Annotated in this window: 16 protein-coding genes; 4 read left to right on the top strand and 12 right to left on the bottom strand. The window is 57.1% G+C overall.

Annotated features, from left to right (window positions below):
• Window positions 1-99 precede the first annotated feature (99 nt).
• The 5 genes from ABLQ08_RS23380 to ABLQ08_RS23360 all read right to left on the bottom strand — a co-directional run bounded on the left by ABLQ08_RS23380 (window position 100) and on the right by ABLQ08_RS23360 (window position 4,924).
• Window positions 100-978 carry a glycerophosphodiester phosphodiesterase family protein gene (locus tag ABLQ08_RS23380; RefSeq protein ID WP_352947157.1) on the bottom strand — a complete coding sequence of 293 codons (879 nt, stop codon included), beginning with the start codon at window positions 976-978 and terminating at the stop codon, window positions 100-102.
• Window positions 979-1,058: 80 nt separating this feature from the next.
• Window positions 1,059-2,162: an extracellular solute-binding protein gene (locus tag ABLQ08_RS23375; protein WP_352947154.1), complete on the bottom strand. Its 1,104-nt coding sequence runs from the start codon at window positions 2,160-2,162 to the stop codon at window positions 1,059-1,061.
• A gap of 34 nt (window positions 2,163-2,196) precedes the next feature.
• The gene (locus ABLQ08_RS23370; RefSeq protein WP_352947151.1) at window positions 2,197-3,024 is read right to left on the bottom strand and encodes an ABC transporter permease; all 828 of its coding nucleotides are present in this window, start codon (window positions 3,022-3,024) and stop codon (window positions 2,197-2,199) included.
• On the bottom strand, window positions 3,021-3,875 hold the full coding sequence (locus ABLQ08_RS23365; RefSeq protein ID WP_352947148.1) for an ABC transporter permease: 855 nt from the start codon (window positions 3,873-3,875) through the stop codon (window positions 3,021-3,023). Before ABLQ08_RS23365 ends, ABLQ08_RS23370 begins: the two co-directional genes overlap by 4 nt.
• Window positions 3,872-4,924: an ABC transporter ATP-binding protein gene (locus ABLQ08_RS23360; RefSeq protein ID WP_352947145.1), complete on the bottom strand. Its 1,053-nt coding sequence runs from the start codon at window positions 4,922-4,924 to the stop codon at window positions 3,872-3,874. The genes ABLQ08_RS23365 and ABLQ08_RS23360 overlap by 4 nt, the downstream gene beginning before the upstream one ends.
• A 332-nt stretch (window positions 4,925-5,256) precedes the next feature.
• On the opposite strand from ABLQ08_RS23360, the gene ABLQ08_RS23355 reads away from it, so the two are divergent.
• The 3 genes from ABLQ08_RS23355 to ABLQ08_RS23345 all read left to right on the top strand — a co-directional run bounded on the left by ABLQ08_RS23355 (window position 5,257) and on the right by ABLQ08_RS23345 (window position 9,265).
• On the top strand, window positions 5,257-6,249 hold the full coding sequence (locus tag ABLQ08_RS23355; protein WP_352947142.1) for an ROK family protein: 993 nt from the start codon (window positions 5,257-5,259) through the stop codon (window positions 6,247-6,249).
• Window positions 6,250-6,374: 125 nt separating this feature from the next.
• Window positions 6,375-7,331 carry a TAXI family TRAP transporter solute-binding subunit gene (locus tag ABLQ08_RS23350; protein ID WP_352947139.1) on the top strand — a complete coding sequence of 319 codons (957 nt, stop codon included), beginning with the start codon at window positions 6,375-6,377 and terminating at the stop codon, window positions 7,329-7,331.
• 137 nt (window positions 7,332-7,468) lie between these two features.
• The gene (locus ABLQ08_RS23345) at window positions 7,469-9,265 is read left to right on the top strand and encodes a TRAP transporter permease (RefSeq protein ID WP_417714941.1); all 1,797 of its coding nucleotides are present in this window, start codon (window positions 7,469-7,471) and stop codon (window positions 9,263-9,265) included.
• A gap of 130 nt (window positions 9,266-9,395) precedes the next feature.
• On the opposite strand, the gene ABLQ08_RS23340 is transcribed toward ABLQ08_RS23345, so the two are convergent.
• The 4 genes from ABLQ08_RS23340 to ABLQ08_RS23325 all read right to left on the bottom strand — a co-directional run bounded on the left by ABLQ08_RS23340 (window position 9,396) and on the right by ABLQ08_RS23325 (window position 13,692).
• Window positions 9,396-11,111: a methyl-accepting chemotaxis protein gene (locus ABLQ08_RS23340; protein ID WP_352947136.1), complete on the bottom strand. Its 1,716-nt coding sequence runs from the start codon at window positions 11,109-11,111 to the stop codon at window positions 9,396-9,398.
• A gap of 214 nt (window positions 11,112-11,325) precedes the next feature.
• Window positions 11,326-12,219, bottom strand: a complete 894-nt coding sequence (locus tag ABLQ08_RS23335) for a DMT family transporter (protein ID WP_352947133.1) — start codon at window positions 12,217-12,219, stop codon at window positions 11,326-11,328.
• A 191-nt stretch (window positions 12,220-12,410) separates the two neighbouring features.
• A complete protein-coding gene (locus tag ABLQ08_RS23330; protein ID WP_352947130.1) occupies window positions 12,411-13,445 on the bottom strand; it encodes an aspartate-semialdehyde dehydrogenase in 1,035 nt (344 codons plus the stop codon).
• 109 nt (window positions 13,446-13,554) lie between these two features.
• The gene (locus tag ABLQ08_RS23325) at window positions 13,555-13,692 is read right to left on the bottom strand and encodes a hypothetical protein (protein ID WP_352947127.1); all 138 of its coding nucleotides are present in this window, start codon (window positions 13,690-13,692) and stop codon (window positions 13,555-13,557) included.
• Between the two features lie 335 nt (window positions 13,693-14,027).
• Here ABLQ08_RS23325 and ABLQ08_RS23320 point away from each other — a divergent pair, with 335 nt between their 5' ends.
• A complete protein-coding gene (locus tag ABLQ08_RS23320; protein ID WP_352947124.1) occupies window positions 14,028-14,537 on the top strand; it encodes an arsenate reductase ArsC in 510 nt (169 codons plus the stop codon).
• Here the strand turns inward: ABLQ08_RS23320 and ABLQ08_RS23315 are convergent.
• Genes ABLQ08_RS23315 through ABLQ08_RS23305 form a run of 3 tightly spaced genes read right to left on the bottom strand, consistent with a single transcriptional unit; the run spans window position 14,505 to window position 17,346 of the window.
• Window positions 14,505-15,422, bottom strand: a complete 918-nt coding sequence (locus ABLQ08_RS23315) for a hypothetical protein (RefSeq protein ID WP_352947121.1) — start codon at window positions 15,420-15,422, stop codon at window positions 14,505-14,507. The genes ABLQ08_RS23320 and ABLQ08_RS23315 overlap by 33 nt on opposite strands.
• A 13-nt stretch (window positions 15,423-15,435) precedes the next feature.
• Window positions 15,436-16,179: a maleate cis-trans isomerase family protein gene (locus tag ABLQ08_RS23310; RefSeq protein WP_352947118.1), complete on the bottom strand. Its 744-nt coding sequence runs from the start codon at window positions 16,177-16,179 to the stop codon at window positions 15,436-15,438.
• An 18-nt stretch (window positions 16,180-16,197) separates the two neighbouring features.
• A complete protein-coding gene (locus ABLQ08_RS23305) occupies window positions 16,198-17,346 on the bottom strand; it encodes a M24 family metallopeptidase (protein ID WP_352947115.1) in 1,149 nt (382 codons plus the stop codon).
• Window positions 17,347-17,668: the final 322 nt, after the last annotated feature.

The following is a 17,668-nucleotide window of genomic DNA, read 5'->3' as shown; positions in this document are numbered from 1 at the left end:
AGCCGTTCGATAGAGGCACCTTGAACAACGAGAAAGGCGCCTGCCGGATATTCCCGGCAAGCGCCTTTGCTTCTTAAGTCAGGTCTGATTCCGGGAGCTTCAATGTTCCGTCAAGGCGTCGGCGGATCGCTTAAGGGAATACTCCTTCAGGGCGTTGGGCCTGTCGGTCTGAATGAGGCGTACGCCCTGTTCCACCAGACGGCCCCAGCCGAGGTCCGGATCTGCAAGAGACTGCGTGTCGGTCACTTCTGCGGAAGGAACTTCATCGAGGGAGTTCAGGAACAGGTTCGTTCCCGAACTCTGTGCCGCCTTCGCGTAGAGTTCAAAACTCGACCAGCTGTCGAACAGCCCCTCGACCAGAGGTGTCGACCGCTGTTGCAGAAAGCCGAGATAAATCCCAAGCGTTTCGGCGGTAACCTGAACGATCGGCTTGACCAGCACGCCGGTTCTTTGCTCCAGTTCGTCCACGAAGCGCATGTCGGCTTCGCTCTCGACAACGGTCTTGAGGTTGATGTGATGCCGGCTCGGATGATGCTTGACGAACGCCGCGACCTTTTCCAGATCCCGGAAATGCTTCACATCCACATCGACGTAGATCCTGTCACCCGTGACCGCCAGAAGATCTCTTAGCAGAGGTGGCCGCGATAAGCTGAACGGAGCAGCTTCTCCGCCGGCGCCCTCTTTGAGAAAGAGGCATGTAATGTCGTCGACTTTCGATTGCGATACGATGCCGCTCTGGCCGGTCATGCGGTCCAGCGTATCGTCATGCAGGCAGACGAGTTCTCCATCTGCCGTTGCCTGAACGTCGATTTCAACGAATTCGTATCCGTTGCTGATCGCAAGTTCGACAGCTTCGATCGAGTTTTCCGGTGCACCGTGCCAGGCTCCGCGATGGGCGACGACAGCGAACTGCCAGGACGGGTCCGCCAGAAAATCCTTCAGCGGAGGACGGCCGTCGGTCACGGATTGATTGGTCATGTTGATCTTCTTGTTGATGGTGTGTGCGATTCAAGGCCAACCCCGCGCGTACGCGAGGCTGGTTCTTGCGGGAGGACCTGTTAACGTTCCAGGATCACGTTTTCGATGAAGCTTTCTTCCACTGCCTTGCGGAACGGCTCAACGGCCCAGGGCTGGCGGAACTGGCGCTGATCGTTCGAAATCAGTGCGTGGCTGTCATCGGCCTTGGCGTGCATTGGTGCTGTGCCGAAATCGACATTGAACTTGGACTGGGTTTCGGCGGAAGTCAGCCAGTTGATGAAGACGGCCGCCGCGGCCGGATGTGGCGCGTTCTGCGGAATGGCAACGCCATTGCCGCCACCGCTCATGCCCATTTCGGGAATGTAGAACTTGAGCTCAGGGCGGACTTCACCACGCTTTTGCAGGCCTGCGAGATGGTCTTCCCAGCCCGGAACCATCCACAGCTCACCGTCGCTGACGCGAATGATGCTGTCGGCGTTGGAGGCTGTGATCACGTAGTTTTCCGCGTTGTCGTTAAAAAACTTAAAGCCTTCAACAACCTGGGCCATTTTCTCGTCGGTGACTTCGCCGTCGGTAAAGTCGACGTCGGTCAGGTTGCGCAAGGTGTTCAGGTAGAATGACGGGCCGGAGCCGCCTTTCTCATAGTTGAAGCCGAACTTGCCCGGGTTGGCGGCCCAGAAGGCTGCCAGCTCCTCAGGAGTTTGCGGAAGGTCGGCTTCGGCAACTTTCGCCGGGTCGTAGGCGATGCCGGTCTGGTTGCCCCAGAAGGCAAGCAGGTAGCCCTGACCGTCGATGCCGACGAGTTTGGAGACCCGGTCATTGTCTTCCGGAAGCATTTCAAGCGGTTCGAAAGTAGCGGCAAGGTCGACGGTTTCAAAGTTGTTGTAGCCCCAGGAGAAAACGTCGATGTCGCCGGTCTCGCGGCTGCGCTCGGCAATCAGCTTTTCGGCATTGCTGTCGCCTGTTCCTTCGGGAATGGTAACCTTGATGCCGTATTCGTCCTCAAAGGCCTTGACGAAGCGGCGCAGGTCATCCTCCAGGTACCAGACATACCAGGTGAGTTCACCTTCGGACTTGGCCTGGGTAACGATGTCGTCCCAGCTCATGTCTGATAGATCTGCGGCGGCTGCAACATTGACACCCAGTGCAAGAGCTGTCGTGGATAGAATCAGGGTCTTCAACATGTCGGTTGGTCTCCGTTTGGTCAGGGTATTCAAGTCAGCCCTTGCCTGAACTCAACGCCGGATTGGCTGATCTCAGCAACCTTTCCAGGATGAGCATCAGGATGACGTTGGGGATGACGAGAATGAGGGACAACACCGCAGCATTGGGCCTGACATAATCCTGTCCAAGCGATCCGTAGAGCAGTGTCGGAATGGTGGTGAAGTTTGGCGATCCAACTATGAAGGCGATCGCGAATTCCTCGATCGACTGAATGAAGACGATCAGAAGGGAGGCGAAAATACCGGGTTTCAGGGCCGGGATGTAAGCCACTTTCCATCGGGCCCAGGTGCTTGCCCCCAGATCCCGGGCCGCATCGATATGATCGGTGCGGACCTGTTCGAAGCTGACCGTCATGATGCGGATTGCGTAGGGCATGAAGACGATCGCATGAGCGAACAGGATTGCCCCGAACCGCCAGGTGTGCAGACCCAGCTGGTAAAGCAGCGAAGTGAAGAAGATCGAGGTCACGAAAGGCGGTACGATCAAAGGCAGAAGAGCCAGGATCTTGCAGGCCTCGCGGCCGGGAAATCGTATTCTGCCGAGGGCGAATGCCGTCGGCGTTGCCAATACCAGTGCGGCAATCGCGGCTGATGGCGCGACCACGTAGGAATTGACCAGCGCCGTCTGCAGGGAGGAGTTCAGCCACATGTCCTGCCAGCGGTAGAAGGACAAGACGGGCGGCACCAGCTTGTCGGCGGTCCAGGGCTGGGACGGGTCCACCAGGGACCAGAGGATGGCCATGGTGAAGGGAACGATCAGCCAGATCGCCGTGAGGCTGAGAAGCAGGACCAGCAGGATCTTGTTGAAACGGGCGGCTGTCATGCGACCCTCCCGCGCAAGGTGACCCGGGTGATGATGGCCAGCAAGGCAGAGCCGACAATGGCGATGGCCATCAGGCTGACGCCGACAACCGCCGCGTCATTCCAGCGGCCGCTGGATTTGAAGAACACCATCAGCTGGGACAGCGATTGCCGGTTGGTTGGTCCGGCGACCACCTGAAAGCTGAAATCGGCAAGTGCCCCGATGAAGATGATGATGAGCGAAGCCTGCATGGCAGACACTGTGAGGGGGGCGATCACCTTGCGGAACCGCGCGAAACTACCCGCGCCAAGGTCCCGGGCCGCATTGAGCACATCATCGGAAATGCTTTGAACGGCCCCGGTGAGCAGAAGCAGGGCAAAGGGCATGTTTTTCCAGGTCTGCAGGAGCAGCACGCCGATGGCGTTGCGGTCGTTCTGCAGGCGTCGGGGTTCGTCCCAGATGCCCAGTCCCTGCATGAACTGGTTGAAAATGCCGTGATAGGCAATCACGTTGATGTACAGGAAGGCTGCCACCAGGCCATGAACCAAGAGCGGTGCTTTCAGCATCGCGCCGATTGTGAGCGAACCGGGAAAAGGTTTGCGCAGCCAGATTGCCAGCGGATAGGCGAACATCACCGACAGAAACGCGCTGATGATGCCGACATAGATCGAGTAGGCGACCGCCCGGTTATACACCTTTCGGTCCAGCATCTTGTCCCAGAATTCCAGTGAGAAACCGCTTTCACCGGCCAGGTTGTAAAAGCCGAGAGACTGGGCGACCGCGATGTAGACGGCGACGCCGATCAGGGCGATGATCAGGCCGAGGCCGGGCGTCAGCAAGGCCAGGACCAGAAGCCATTTCTTCAAGGTCATGCCATCGCCTCCAGGAGGACGATTTGCTCGGGCTGAAGCGAAAATGTGACGGTGTCGCCCTCGCGGATCGCGGGCTTGCTTGTCTGAACGCGGTATTCCGCGCCGCTTGCTTCCACATGCAGATCGGTGAAGTGTCCCTGAAACGCCCGATGGGAAACGCGGGCTGTCAGACGGTTTTTTCCGTTTGCAGAGAGATCCGCATGTTCGGGCCGCCAGCAGATCTTGACCCTGGAGCTTTGGGGCGGGGTGTCTGTCCGGGCCACCAGCGGGCCGAGGGCGGTGGACAGTTCGATTTCCCCATTGCCATTCGCCGAGGTGACTTCCGCGTCCAGCACGTTGGCACTGCCGATAAAATCGGCAACGAAGCTGGTTTTCGGTGCGCTGTAGAGTTCTTCCGGAGTGTCGGCCTGCTCGATGCAACCGCCGTTCATGACAAAAACGCGGTCCGACATGGCAAGCGCTTCTGCCTGGTCATGGGTGACGTAGATGGCAGTCAGACCGAAATCCTGCTGGATGCGCCGGATCTCGATCCGTACCTGGTCTCGCAGTTTGGCGTCGAGATTGGACAAGGGTTCGTCGAAAAGAATGACGTTCGGGCGCATGACCAGGGCACGGCCGAGCGCGACGCGCTGTTGCTGTCCGCCGGACAACTGGTTCGGAAGTTTTGAGAGGTGCAGGGACAGATCCAGATTGCCGATGACTGCGTCGAGGCGTTCCTTGCGGTCGGCTTGCGGAACTTTTTTCTGCCGCAGCCCGAATTCCAGATTTTCAAGAACCGTCAGGTGCGGAAACAGCGCATAGGACTGGAAGCAGAGCGCCGTGTCGCGTTTTTCCGGCGGTGTTCGGGTCACGTTTTGTCCGGCCAGATGAATCTCGCCCCCTGTCGGGGTGAGAAAACCGGAGATCATTTTCAAAAGAGTGGTCTTGCCGCATCCCGAAGGGCCCAGGAGCGTCACGAACTCGCCTGAGCCGACTTCGAAACTGACATCTCTCACGGCGACAAAGTCCCCGAATTCCATTTTCAGGTTGCGTGCGCTGATACCGCTCATGAGCCGGAACCTCCCGTTTCCTTACCCGTCAAACTTTTATCACTCACCATGAGTATTAATATGTTTTATTACTCATGGAAAGTAATAATTTTATGACAAGGATTGGCGGGACCTTTCCAACTGGATAGGGTAGGGTGGCATTTCGATTGGAACTTCGGGAAAAGCAATCAGTGGTAGTGCAAGGTCAAATTCAGCAAATATCTGAAACGAATGGTCTTTTCCCGATCGGCCCAAGCAGTGCCGCTATTTTGGAGGCTGTTCGGGTAAACGAACTGGTTGCACGTGCAGACTTGCCGGCTCCGACCGGACTATCTCAGCAGTCTGTCCACCGATTGACGGAGGAACTGCTCGAAAACGGATTTCTCGAGCGGCGCGAACCGGTCATTCAGGGGCGCGGCAAACCCAGTCCGAGACTGGCCGTCAATCCGGCAGGGGCTTATGGCTTCGGGGTGTCGGTTGACACCAATACCGTGGAAACCGTCTGGGTGGACCTTGTCGGCAATATCCTTACTCAGACGCGGATCGATGTTTCCCCCAACGATCCGGAAGCGGTCATTTCGGCGGCCTACGAAACCTCGACCTCACAACGTGAGACCCTGGGGCTGGATCCTGCGCGGGTCGCGGGATGCGGGATATCGACCCAAGGCTTTCGTGTTTCGCGCGAAAACAGGTTCACCACCCCACAGCCGCTCGACAACTGGACCGGTTTTGCCATCGAAGACCGGTTTTCACAGGTCTTCGGCTATTCCGCCTATGCTGAAAACAACGGTACGCTCGGCGCCATTGCAGAATTGTGGAGCGGCGCCGGCAAAACCCACCCGACTTTCGCTTACCTGTCCTTCAACTACGGTTTTGGTGGCGGCATCGTCCTGAATGGTCAGCCGTTTTACGGCTTCAACGGGAATGCGGGTGAGATCACCGATATCTATCTTGCTGAAGAAAAGGTGAACCGCCCGGCGCTTCAGTTCCTGATCAGGGCGCTTTGTGACAACGGCATTGATGTGCCAAGCATTGATGTCCTGAAATCCCGGTTCGACCCGGATTGGCCGGGGGTTGCCGAATGGGTGAGGCGGGTCACTCCGGCGCTTGATCAAATGGTTCGTTCTCTGACAGCGATACTTGACCCGGCAGCCATTGTCTTTGGCGGGGAAGCGCCGCCTGCCTTGAGACAAATGCTGATTGATGCAGCATCTCCCCGCCTGCCGGATCGATATGGACGGGCCGTCCCTTCTCCGGCGCTGGTGCAAAGTCAGATCCCGGCAGACCCCAGTGCGGTCGGGGCAGGCATTCAGGCGATCAGGAGACGCGTCCTGAACCAGATCTAGATCACAAGAGGTCAGTTTTTATTGAATTCGGCCTTGCGATATCGCTTGGGTCACGCTGAATATTCATCAACTGCACTTCGTCGCTTCTTTCACATCGACTTTTCCGCACATATTGGGAGAAAATCATGAAAAACAAACTGCTTAAGCTGGCCCTGGGTCTGTCCATGACCTTTGCGGCGGTGGAGGCCCAGGCCGAAACCCGCATCACTTACAAGTCCGCCAAGTCCAGCTCTTCATATTATCAGATGGGTGTTCAGATTGCCGAAGCCGTCAAGGCGGGCAGCAACGGCGACATGATCGTGACCGTTGAGGAAAGCCAGGGGTCTGTCCAAAATGTGATGGAAACCCGCGCCCGCGGGGCTGACTATGTCTTCACAACGCCACCTGTGCTTGTGAAGCTTGCCCAGGGCGGCAAGGCGATGTTCGAGGGCAAGGGCGATCCGAAGTTCGATGAAATCCGTGCCCTTTTCCCGATTCCGTCGCTGACCATGCACTTTGTCATGTCCGAAAAGAGCGGTGTCACGGACTTCGCCGGTATGGAAGGCAAGACCGTTCTGCTCGGCAAGGGATCGTTCGGTGCGCGTGAGGGTGAAAAATATCTCAAACTGTTCGGACTTGAAGGCAAGGTCGACCTTGCTGAAGTCGAGCTTTCCAATGCCGTCGCAGCCCTGAAAAACGGTCAGATCGATGGTTTCGTGACCGCAGGTTCCTGGCCGGCGCCAAATGTCATCGAAGCCGCTGCGTCTACCGGCGTGAATGTCATTTCCCTGAATGACGATCAGATCAAGCAATCCAAACGCGCCAAGCTTGTCATCCCGGCCGGCACCTATTCCGGTCAGGCCGAGGATATCGTCACCACCTCCCTGCCGGTTGCTGCCTACACGACCACCGCAATGGATGATGACACGGCCTATGCTCTGACCAAGACTTTCTGGGAGCAGAAGGCAAAAATGGGTGAAGAAGCTCCGTGGTGGAATGGTGTCGATCAGGGTTTGATGGCCAATATCACCGGCAAGATCCATCCAGGTGCAATCCGCTACTACAAGGAAGCGGGCATCGAGCTTACCGACGCTCAGCAGTAAACGATCTCGGCAGCCGGCATTTTGCCGGTTGCCTCTTTCGCACCGGGGAAATCCCGGTTCGTTTTTCTCACTTCAATGCTCGACGTCGCCTGCCGCCTGCGGGTGCTCGTCGTTTTCCGTCTTTTCAGAAGCTTCTAATGCTCAACAGCGAACCTGCAAAAACGCCCTTGGGGCGTACAGCAATGCTTGCGCTCGCAGCGGTGCTGGTCGCGTTTCATCTTGGCCTTATCTTTTCCGGCCTTGTCCCGAACCTCGTCAGTCGGCCTCTTCACCTGGCCCTGGCCTTGCCTTGGATCTTCGTGTTTGCGGAAGGTGGATTCCTCAAGAAGGCAAGTGGTGCGATCCTCTGCGCGGTTGGTGTGTCGGCCTGCCTGTGGGTTGCCGTCAATCAGGAAATACTTTCCGACCAGTACGGCTTTCTGGAAGGGGAATTCCAGCTTCTGGTGGCGATTGTTCTGTTGGTCACCGTTCTGGAAGGCGCGCGCAGGGCGATCGGCTGGCCGTTACCGATCGTCGCGTCGCTTGCCTTGGCTTATGGTTTGCTGGGACAGCATATCCCTGGTGAATTCGGCCACTCCGGAACGCCGGTTGCCAGTTTTCTCGGTACGCTCACCATTGCCGAAGGCGGTATCTGGGGAAGCCTGACAGGGGTTTCAGTCAACGTCGTTGCCATCTTTGTCATCTTCGGCGCAGTGTTGAACGCGGGTGAAGCCGGACAGGGCTTCATGAATGTTGCTGCAGCGGCTGCGGGAAAGCTGAAGGGAGGCGCGGCGAAGGTGTCGGTGCTCTCTTCCGCGCTGTTCGGATCCATATCCGGCTCCGCCTCCGCCAATGTCGCTTCCACCGGCGCCGTAACCCTGCCGGCCATGACCCGGCTCGGATACCCGAAAAGACTTGCCGCAGCTGTTGAGGCGGTCGCGTCTTCCGGAGGGCAGATCATGCCGCCGCTGATGGGGGCGGGCGCCTTTGTCATGGTGGAACTCACCCGTGTTCCCTATACGCAGATCATGATGGCGGCGCTCCTGCCGGCGGTGCTATACTTTTTCGCTGTCTGGGTTGGCATCAATGCCTATGCCCGCAACTATGATCTTGCCGCTCTTGGAAAAGACCAGCGGCCGGAGCTGCGCCGTGTGCTGATCACGTCGGCATTCTTCATGGTGCCGTTCCTCGTGCTTTTGTACGGCATGTTCGTTGCGCAGTTCACGCCGCAATATGCTGCCTGTATGGCGATCATTGCAGGGTTCGTGCTGCTTTTCTTCAATGCTGAAGGAACATTCAACTTCAGGCAGATCCTGCTTCGGCTGGAAAGCGCGCTCCTGACCGCCGCGCGCCAGGTATCCGTGATTGCCTCGATTATCGTTTGTGCTTCGATCATCATTGGGGTTCTGGCGATCACCGGGCTGGGGGTGAAGATCACGTCGCTGATCCTGTCCGGTTCAGGCGGCATGTTGTGGCCGTCCCTGTTGCTGACCGCCATTGCATGTCTCTTTCTCGGAATGGAAGTTCCGACGACAGCTGCCTACGTGATCTGCGTGTCCGTTGCCGGGCCTGCGCTGATCCAGCAAGGTCTTGAACCGCTGCAGGCACATCTGTTCGTTTTCTGGTTCGCGTTGATTTCGACGATCACGCCGCCAGTGTGCGGTGCCGTGTTCATCGCGGCCGGAATGATCGGTGAGAACTGGTTGAAAGTCGCCATGACGGCAATGGCGCTCGGCATCGGTCTATACATCATCCCATTGGCGATGATTGCCAATCCGGCGGTTATCGACCTGTCCGACGCGCCTCTTGCCGCGCTTTTGGCAACGGTGAAGATCGGCCTGGGCCTTGGCCTGATTTCCTATGGTGTGATCGGGTTCAAAAGGCCTTTGGCCAAGTTGCTTTCCATAGGAGCCGGTGCCGTGATCGTCTTTGCTTCGGCAGGCGTGCTCAACTAAGCCGTCAGGCAAACACTCCGAAAAAATGTAGGCAGTACTTTGCTGAACAAAAAAGGAGCGCGAAGCTCAACTTCGCGCTCCTTCGTGTTTCACGATCCCGACGGGCCGAATTCGTTTTTCTGCGCCGTGATCAGGCCGCGGCGACGCTGCTGAGGAACGTCTCGACTTCCTGCTTGAGCTCCTCGGTGCGCGCTGCAAGCTGGCTGGAGGCGTCCAGCACGGTCTGTGAAGACTGGGATGTCTCGTTCACGGTGCCGGAGAGATCGGACATGCGCGACGACACGAAGGTCGTTCCTTCCGCGGCCTTCTGTGCATTTTGCGAGATCTCACTGGTGGCCGATCCCTGTTCGCTGACCGCTGAAGCGATTGTGCCGGTGTAGGAGTTCACCTCTTCCATGATGGTGGTGATTTCCGCAATGGCACTGACCGATTCCTTGGTCGCGTCCTGGATAGCGGTGATCTGACCGCTGATCTCTTCGGTCGCCTTTGACGTCTGGGTCGCGAGTTCCTTCACCTCGGCGGCAACCACCGCGAAGCCCTTGCCGGCTTCTCCGGCGCGGGCCGCCTCGATGGTTGCGTTGAGGGCCAGAAGGTTGGTCTGTTCGGCAATGGCCTGAATGAGGGTCACGACCTCGCCGATCTTAGAGGCCGACGCTGCCAGCCCTTCGACCTTTTCGTTCGTCACCCGTGTGCCTTCAGTCGCCCGGCTGACTACTTCTGTCGTCTGAGCCACCTGACGGGAGATTTCGCCGATCGAAGCGGACAGTTCTTCCGCAGCGCTTGCCACGGTCTGGACACTGGACGTCGCATCGTCGGCGGAATTCAGGGTTTCCGTCGCGCTGGAAGCGCTTTGACCGGAGAGATCCGACAGGTGTCCGGCGGTTCCTTCCAGGCCGTGCACCGTTTCGTTGACCGAGTTCAGCACATTGGAGACGTTGCCCCGGAACGACGCGATCAGTTCCTGGATATTGTCCTGACGGCTCGACGCGGCAGCTTCGGTTTCACGTTGCTGCTCGGCGAGCTCCAGGCGTTCGGAGGCTCTGGTCTTGAGCGTATTTACGGCTTTGGCCAGAACACCGATCTGGTCGGTGCGATCCTTGTAGGGAATCTCATTGTCCAGATGATCCTGCGCGATCTGGCTTGTCAGGTCGGCAAGCTGGGTTACCGGCCGCAACTGGCTGCGGATCGAGAAGATAAGCAGCAGGACGGACACGATTACGACCGGGAGGGCCAGCATCATGTAACGGGTCATGAGTTCGGTGACGTTGGCCTGCACGGCGGCTTTCTCGACACCGGCATAGAGAATGCCGATGATATCGCCGTGTTTTGAAAAGATCGGCTGGTAGACGGTGAAATAGTCCTTGCCCAGGATCGTGGCCTGACCGTTAAAGGTCTTGCCCGCAGTCACGACGGGATAGACAGCACCTTTTTGACCGAGGGGGGTGCCGACGGCACGTTTGCCGTCTCCCTTGATGATATTCGTGGTCTTGCGCCAGAAGTCTTTCGTTTCAGGATCCCAGGCGAACACGGTCGCGGTCTCGCCGGTCATGCGGCCGATCGAGTCAATCATGTCGTGGTTGGAGAATTCGGGGATCGCAGCAAGTTCAACCTTGGTAACGTTACCCTTGGAGTTCCAGGAAACCTTTGTTTCTTCGACCTGTTCTTTCAGAATTGTTGCCGCAACACGCAGGTTGATGTCCTGTTTTTTGAGTGCTGTGGTCTGAGCCTGCCCCAAGGCGACCTGATAAAGAATTATGCCCACAACAAACATTGAAATGGTAAGTAGACCGGCTGAAATTATTGCCAGTGTGGAAGTGACGCTCAGACGAGCGTAAAGATTTTTCATTTCAACCCCCTCAAACCTAACCCAGGGGAGTTTTTCGAATATTGGTAAATTTAAAGAAAATGAAATCAATCAAAAGTTGAATTTGATGATGGTTCTATCTGAGGTGGGTGTTCCGGGGTGCTTTTTACCTCTGTCCGGTAGCTTGCGGCCCATCGTGGCAAAGTCGTTGTTGACCGGGTGAGACCTCACTTCCAGGAGGTTAGGAGTGGCGCGCTTAACTTGCAAACAGCAGCGCGCTTCCGCCGATCACAAGCGCTGCCCCCGCCCATGCGCCAACAGCCGGGACCTCTTTTGTGCGCCACCACATCATGGGAAGCATGATCGCAGGTGTTGTCGCCGAAAGAGTTGCCACGATGCCGACTTCCCCTCCGGAGAGGGCGAAAAGAATGAGGGTCATGCCGAGGCCCATGGCAAGGAAACCGGACAGGGCCACCATCGAAAAGATCGGCAGTGTGAGTTTTCCCGCGGGCTTTGCCCAGGAAAACGGAAGCTGCATTAGAAGCAGAAGGCCGGCTGCGGCAATCCCGACCCGAATACTTGAGGCCGCTACCGGATCGACCCCGGTTTCCATCACGGGTCTTGCGATCAGGGAACCGATGGACTGGGAGAGCGCGGCAATGAGACCATATGCAACGCCGATCCAAAGCGGTCCCCGGATGTTCTCCCACTTGTGAAGCTGTGATTTGCGTTTGCCGAAGCGGATGGCAAGCAGGACACCCAGAAACGTCAGGACGATACCAAGGATCTGCAAACCTTCGAGCTTTTCGTTCAGGATGAGCCAGCCGAGTATAACGGACATGGGGGCATTCAGTGAAAACAGCATGGCTGTCCGGCGCGGCCCCAGACGGTTCATCGTCAGGAACAGTGCGGTGTCGCCCATGAAAATGCCGATGAACCCTGACAGAGCGAGCGGTATCAGGTGACCGTCGCCAACGGAGCCCCAGCCGGTGGTGACGAAAACCCAGGCGCACAGCATCATGGTGACCACTACCATGCGCACGCAACTGAAGGCGATTGCACCAAGATGCTGAGCTGGCGATGCTGCAATGAGACCGGTCATTGCCCATAAGGTGGCCGCCCCGAGGGCTGCAGCTTCGTATAGGTACATGAGGGCTTAATTCCGCTGAAAGGATCCCCGAAGGTCAGAAGTCACGCCTGTTCAGACCGTTTCAAGGTACGTTTGAAATTTCGTCTGTCAGCAACCGGACCGGTCGCAAGTCTCAAGACGAGGAGCACGCATTTGGAGGGGCTATCTTAAAGGAAGCAGGCGGACACCGGCCGGCGCCCGCCAGGAATTGATCAGGCAGCAGCTTTCTTGGGAGTGATCAGGCCGCGATTGACCAGAACTTCGGCAATCTGGACTGTGTTGAGCGCCGCGCCCTTGCGCAGGTTGTCGGAGACGACCCACATGTTCAGGCCATTTTCCACGGTCGCATCTTCACGGATCCGCGAAATATAGGTCGCGTCTTCGCCGGCAGATTCATAAGGCGTGATGTAACCACCGTCTTCCTGCTTGTCGATGACGAGGCAGCCGGGCGCTTCGCGCAGGATGTTGCGCGCTTCTTCTGCAGTGATCTCGTTTTCGAACTCGATGTTGACGGCTTCGGAGTGACCGATGAATACCGGAACACGAACGGCGGTGCAGGTTACCTTGATGGCCGGGTCGAGCATCTTCTTGGTTTCTGCCAGCACCTTCCATTCTTCCTTGGTGTAGCCGTCTTCCATGAAGCTGTCGATGTGCGGAATGACATTGAAGGCAATCCGTTTGGTGAACTTTTCCGGTTCGATCGGGTCGTTCACAAAAACCGCGCGAGTCTGGTTGAACAGCTCTTCCATTGCTTCCTTGCCGCCGCCGGAAACCGACTGATAGGTGGCAACGACAACGCGTTTGATCTTGGCGCGCTCATGAAGCGGCTTCAGTGCCACAACCAGCTGTGCGGTGGAGCAGTTCGGATTGGCGATGATGTTCTTTTTGGTGAAACCGACGATGTCATCCGCATTCACTTCAGGCACGATCAGCGGCACGTCCGCGTCGTAGCGCCAGGCAGAGGAATTGTCGATGACAACACAGCCCTTGGCACCGATCTTCGGCGACCATTCCTTGGAAATGGTGCCGCCGGCAGACATCAGGCAGATATCGGTGTCGGAGAAATCATAGTTCTCCATGGCCTGAACCTTCAGCGTCTTGTCGCCGAAGGAAATGTCGGTGCCTTGCGACCTGCGGGACGCTAGGGCGACGACTTCGTCGGCCGGAAAACCGCGCTCAGCGAGGATGTCGAGCATCTCGCGGCCGACATTCCCGGTAGCGCCTGCAACTGCGATCTTGAAACCCATTTTTGACTTGTCCTTGTCCGTCTCCCCGCTTCACCAGCTGCCCGGTTTCGATGGGCGTCGCCGGCTCCCGGCGCCTCCCATCCCCGGGGAGGCGGGATGAGCGGCACCGTCAAGCGGTGGTTTTGGTTGTCTTGGTTGTGCGTTTGAAAGCGGTTGCGGCAGCCGTCCGGGTCTCGCCGCGCAGGAAAGTCGCGCAGGCAAGGGCCTTAGACATCGTATCCAGAATGTCGGCTTTCAGCCGGAACATGGGAAGCTCGCAATCGTCAAAACTTGAGACGGCGGTGTTTTTGCCCGGAAATCCTGCGAAGTCAACAAGGAATGCAACACAAAGCCGGGTTTGGCTTTCACATTGTTGCTTCAAAGCGACTTAAGGCGGTTCGCATAACATGAAAATGGATGGTCCGCGGCCTTCAGTTGGTGTGCCGGGGTGACCCTGCCCAGGATTGCAACGGCCTTGTCAAAAAAGCCGGTTGCCACGGGAAAATGTCCGGTCGCCGGACTGTGAACTCCTACAATTGACGTTGTGATATAATGCGAGCTTGATGAACTGTCGCAATATGCCTGAGTGGGAGGGCAAGGACCATGCCAGGCGAAACCTACAACATACTGTTTCTTTGCACGCGAAATCGGGCGCGCTCCATTATCGCTGAAGCCATTGTCAACAGGGAAGGACATGGGCGCTTTCGTGCGTTCTCGGCCGGTACGGAACCCGATCGGCAGGTGCGTCCCGAAGTGATCGGTTTGCTTAAGCGGCTTAACTTCAACGCGGAAGCGGCACACGCGAAGAGCCTGAAAGATCTGATCCGGGCAAAAATGCCTCCGATGGATTTCATCTTCACGCTGTGCGATCAGTCGATCGAAAAAACCTGTCCGGTCTGGCCGGGGCATCCGGCGACCGCTCTTTGGCCGATCCCTGATCCCAAGCAGGCAAAACGCAGTTCCTCCGAACAGGAACTGGCCTATGTGGAGACATACCGGACATTGAACAATCGCCTGTCGGCGTTCATGAACATGCCGTTCGACAAATTGGATCAGCTGTCGTCGCGTGACAGTCTCGACTCAATCGAGATGACGTCCGGACGTTTGCAGTAGTTTTGAGCCGATATGGCTGAGAACCTCGTCACGGCGAGGCCTGTAGGAGCTTTTGTCTGCAAAGCTGACCGCCGCAAGGCTGGGAAGCTCAAGCAATACCGACAGGTCACCGTCCAGGATCGTTGTGTTTTCATGAAAGTGAAATCGCTCCAGTTCCCGCAAGCCGGCCAGCGGCCTCAGGGTGGGCAGCTTTCCGCAATTGATCAGGTGAAGTGTCTTCAATTTGCTTAGTGCCTCGATGCCGTTCAGCGATCCGATCTGTTTGCAAGTTTCTATCTCCAGCGTCTTCAGACGATTGCAGGCAGTCAGCGGCTCGACAGAACTCAGTTTGGGACAGGAGTAGAGATCCAGGCGCTTGAGCGCAGGCAGATTTCCGATACCAAGGAGCGAGCTGAGCTTTCTGGAGGTAAGCCGCAGTTCCTTCAGCCTATTCAGCCGCGCCAGTGGTGTCAGGTCATCGCCTGGATAATTTTCGACACTTAGCCGGGTCAGACCTTCGTGCAACAGGAGTGCCTCAGCCCTGGGGCGCCAGGTTATGTAGACATTCTGCAAGCGCGAAAAGGACAGGAAGTCGGGCGCACTGGCAAACCGGCACTGAAGTCCGAGTGTTTGTAAGCCGGGAAGCGACGCCAGCGGAGTCAGGTCCTTGACATCCCAGTCGTAGATCTCAAGTCCGGTCAGCTCCGGCAGTTCTTCAAGAAAAGTCAGCGGTTCGTTCTGCCAACCCAACGAACGGGACAACCTAAGCCCGGTTGCGCAGAACTGCTCCATGACCGGCTTGAAGCGACTTTGCCAAGGCCCCTTCAGAACCAGATATCGATGATTGTCCCGTTCATCGTGCCAGATGAAATATTCGTCTGTTTCGGCAATTCTGGGGTCGCTCATCCAAAGGCCAAATTCAAGAATTGAACAACTTTCCCGGTCCAACACCCCTGGTCGCAATGCCTGCCAGGGTCAGCATGTGCCAGGCGAGGGCAAGATTGGAACTGATCACCGGTTTGCCGAGCTTGCGTTCGCAGGCTTCGATCACCGGCAATGTGCGCAAATTGGTGCAGGAGGCAAAAACGGCATCAATCTCCGGGTCAGCGCCGATAGCGCAAATCGCCTTTTCGACGGAGTCGTTTGTAATGCGGGCGACGACAGCTTCCTCGGCCTGACCAAAGGAACCAACAGTTACCGGCGTCATGTCATTTTCGCGCAAGAGCGTGCAAACAGCCTCGGAAACCTCGGCGACATAGGGAGAGACGACACCGATCCTTGAAACATTGAGATGGCGCAGCGCTTCCAGAACCGCCCGCGCCGGGTTGGTGACCTCCACTTCCGGGTGCGCTTTTTGCACGGCTGTGGCGACAGCATCCGAGCCGATGACCGTGGCGCCGGACGTGCAGGCATAACCGATGACGTCAAGCGGGCGGTTGCCCGGCAGAAGCGCAGCGGAACTCGAGAGCTGTGCCTTCATCTGCATCAGGGTTTCCGGTGTAACCTCAGGCGCACTTTCGATTCTCGTGTGATAAAGGACAACGTCTTCAAGGTCGAACAGGCGGCGGAATTCGGTTTCGATGGTTTCGTCGGCTTGCAATACGATCAGGCCGAGGGCAGCTTTTCCGCCCAGTCCTTCATCACAGTCAAAGTCCAGTCTCATTGTCCCGACTATCTCCCTTCAGCTGGTCAGAACCGGAATTTCCGGCGCGGCAGGGGTGCTAAGGAATTCAGGTTCACCATCCCTAATGACGATGTTTTCTTCGTGAACCATCATTTTTCCGCCCCCGAGATCGATGCTCGGTTCAAGCGTCATGACCATGCGCTCACGCAGAACCGTCTCGTCGAAATCCGTGATGGACGGCGACTCGGTCAACTGCATGCCAAGGCCATGGCCCAACCTGCCGACATCTCCGTCCGATTGCCCGAGCGTCTGCGCCATGGCTCTGAAAAGATCGGCACAGGTTTTACCCGGGCGGGCAACTGCCGCTGCCGCTTTCACGGCTTCCACCAGCTTGCGATGAGCTTCATTGGCAGCTTCGTCCGCATGGCCGATTGCAAAATTGCGGTCAAAATCGCAAAAATATCCGTTCTTGGTGGCGCCCGTGTCGAGCATCAGGATATCGCCGCTGAGAAGTTTCTGGTCCGAGGGCGGCGAAATGACGTCGCCATAGCCACCTTGACCGGCACCGCCGACCAGATAGGGGACGTCGTCGGCGCCCTGTTGCAGCAGATCTATCCTGAAAGACCTGAAGACATCCTTGAGCGCCTGACCTTCGCGAAAGAGCTTGGGTGCGTTGGCAAAACTTGCCGATCCGATGCCGCAGATGTCCCGCAAGAGCGCGATTTCGTTTTCGGATTTCACCATGCGCAACTGCTGCACCAGATCGGTGGCGTCGATGAATTCTGCCAGCGGCAGGCGGGATTGCAGTGCCTGAAAGTCCCGAAGGGGCATGCGCAGAGAGCTTTCACGGCCCATCAGCATGCCGATTCTTCCCGCTCTTCTCAGAGTTTCCGCGAGGAGACTGATGCCGTCATCGGTCGGGTGAGGAGATGAAAACGCCCGGATGTCATCGATCCAGGTCGCCGACATGAGATGGGCACCGATCTGCGGGATAACTGCAATCGGCTTTCCCTTTGACGGGACGATCACGAACCAGGGGCGGGTCGGGCTTTGCCAAAACAGGGTTCTGAACCCGGTGAAATACCTGACCTCGGCCTCTGTCGTGAGAAAAAGAGCGTCGAGCTCAGCTTCTTTCATGGCGCGTTGGGCACGCTCTGTTCGGGAGGTAAATTCGTTCTCGGGAAAATCCTGCTCAACCATGCTCATGACCTTCTCGTGGGTCTTCGATTCGTTTGGGACCGGAACCGGTCCGCAATAGTTCTGAATGCTCTCGCAAGGCAACGCTCGCGACAAGGTTCACTCAGATCATCAGCTATGGCAATTGAAAACAAGTACGGTTTTGCCAGTGTCGGAATCTGAACACTGACTGATGCACGGATGAAGGCAAGCGATGCTTCGTTTGTTGAACAACGGTACGGTTGTTTGCTGAACGTCAGACCCCAAGCTGCGAAGGTTTTGCGCATCATGATCGCAGATGATGGACTTCAATCTTCATGAATTTGCCGATGCCGTCGCTCAACAAGAAAAG

It is taken from the genome of Roseibium sp. SCP14, assembly GCF_040329475.1.
Lineage (GTDB): Bacteria > Pseudomonadota > Alphaproteobacteria > Rhizobiales > Stappiaceae > Roseibium.
The sequence above is the reverse complement of the archived record's forward strand: the minus strand, read 5'-3'. Positions and strand labels throughout refer to the sequence as shown.

Bases quoted from the DNA above. Each gene is read 5' to 3' on its own strand.
- ABLQ08_RS23380 (WP_352947157.1), bottom strand. From the start codon at position 978: ATGACCAATCAATCCGTGACCGACGGCCGTCCTCCGCTGAAGGATTTT.
- ABLQ08_RS23375 (WP_352947154.1), bottom strand. From the start codon at position 2,162: ATGTTGAAGACCCTGATTCTATCCACGACAGCTCTTGCACTGGGTGTC.
- ABLQ08_RS23370 (WP_352947151.1), bottom strand. From the start codon at position 3,024: ATGACAGCCGCCCGTTTCAACAAGATCCTGCTGGTCCTGCTTCTCAGC.
- ABLQ08_RS23365 (WP_352947148.1), bottom strand. From the start codon at position 3,875: ATGACCTTGAAGAAATGGCTTCTGGTCCTGGCCTTGCTGACGCCCGGC.
- ABLQ08_RS23360 (WP_352947145.1), bottom strand. From the start codon at position 4,924: ATGAGCGGTATCAGCGCACGCAACCTGAAAATGGAATTCGGGGACTTT.
- ABLQ08_RS23350 (WP_352947139.1), top strand. From the start codon at position 6,375: ATGAAAAACAAACTGCTTAAGCTGGCCCTGGGTCTGTCCATGACCTTT.
- ABLQ08_RS23345 (WP_417714941.1), top strand. From the start codon at position 7,469: ATGCTCAACAGCGAACCTGCAAAAACGCCCTTGGGGCGTACAGCAATG.
- ABLQ08_RS23340 (WP_352947136.1), bottom strand. From the start codon at position 11,111: ATGAAAAATCTTTACGCTCGTCTGAGCGTCACTTCCACACTGGCAATA.
- ABLQ08_RS23335 (WP_352947133.1), bottom strand. From the start codon at position 12,219: ATGTACCTATACGAAGCTGCAGCCCTCGGGGCGGCCACCTTATGGGCA.
- ABLQ08_RS23330 (WP_352947130.1), bottom strand. From the start codon at position 13,445: ATGGGTTTCAAGATCGCAGTTGCAGGCGCTACCGGGAATGTCGGCCGC.
- ABLQ08_RS23325 (WP_352947127.1), bottom strand. From the start codon at position 13,692: ATGTTCCGGCTGAAAGCCGACATTCTGGATACGATGTCTAAGGCCCTT.
- ABLQ08_RS23320 (WP_352947124.1), top strand. From the start codon at position 14,028: ATGCCAGGCGAAACCTACAACATACTGTTTCTTTGCACGCGAAATCGG.
- ABLQ08_RS23315 (WP_352947121.1), bottom strand. From the start codon at position 15,422: ATGAGCGACCCCAGAATTGCCGAAACAGACGAATATTTCATCTGGCAC.
- ABLQ08_RS23310 (WP_352947118.1), bottom strand. From the start codon at position 16,179: ATGAGACTGGACTTTGACTGTGATGAAGGACTGGGCGGAAAAGCTGCC.
- ABLQ08_RS23305 (WP_352947115.1), bottom strand. From the start codon at position 17,346: ATGAGCATGGTTGAGCAGGATTTTCCCGAGAACGAATTTACCTCCCGA.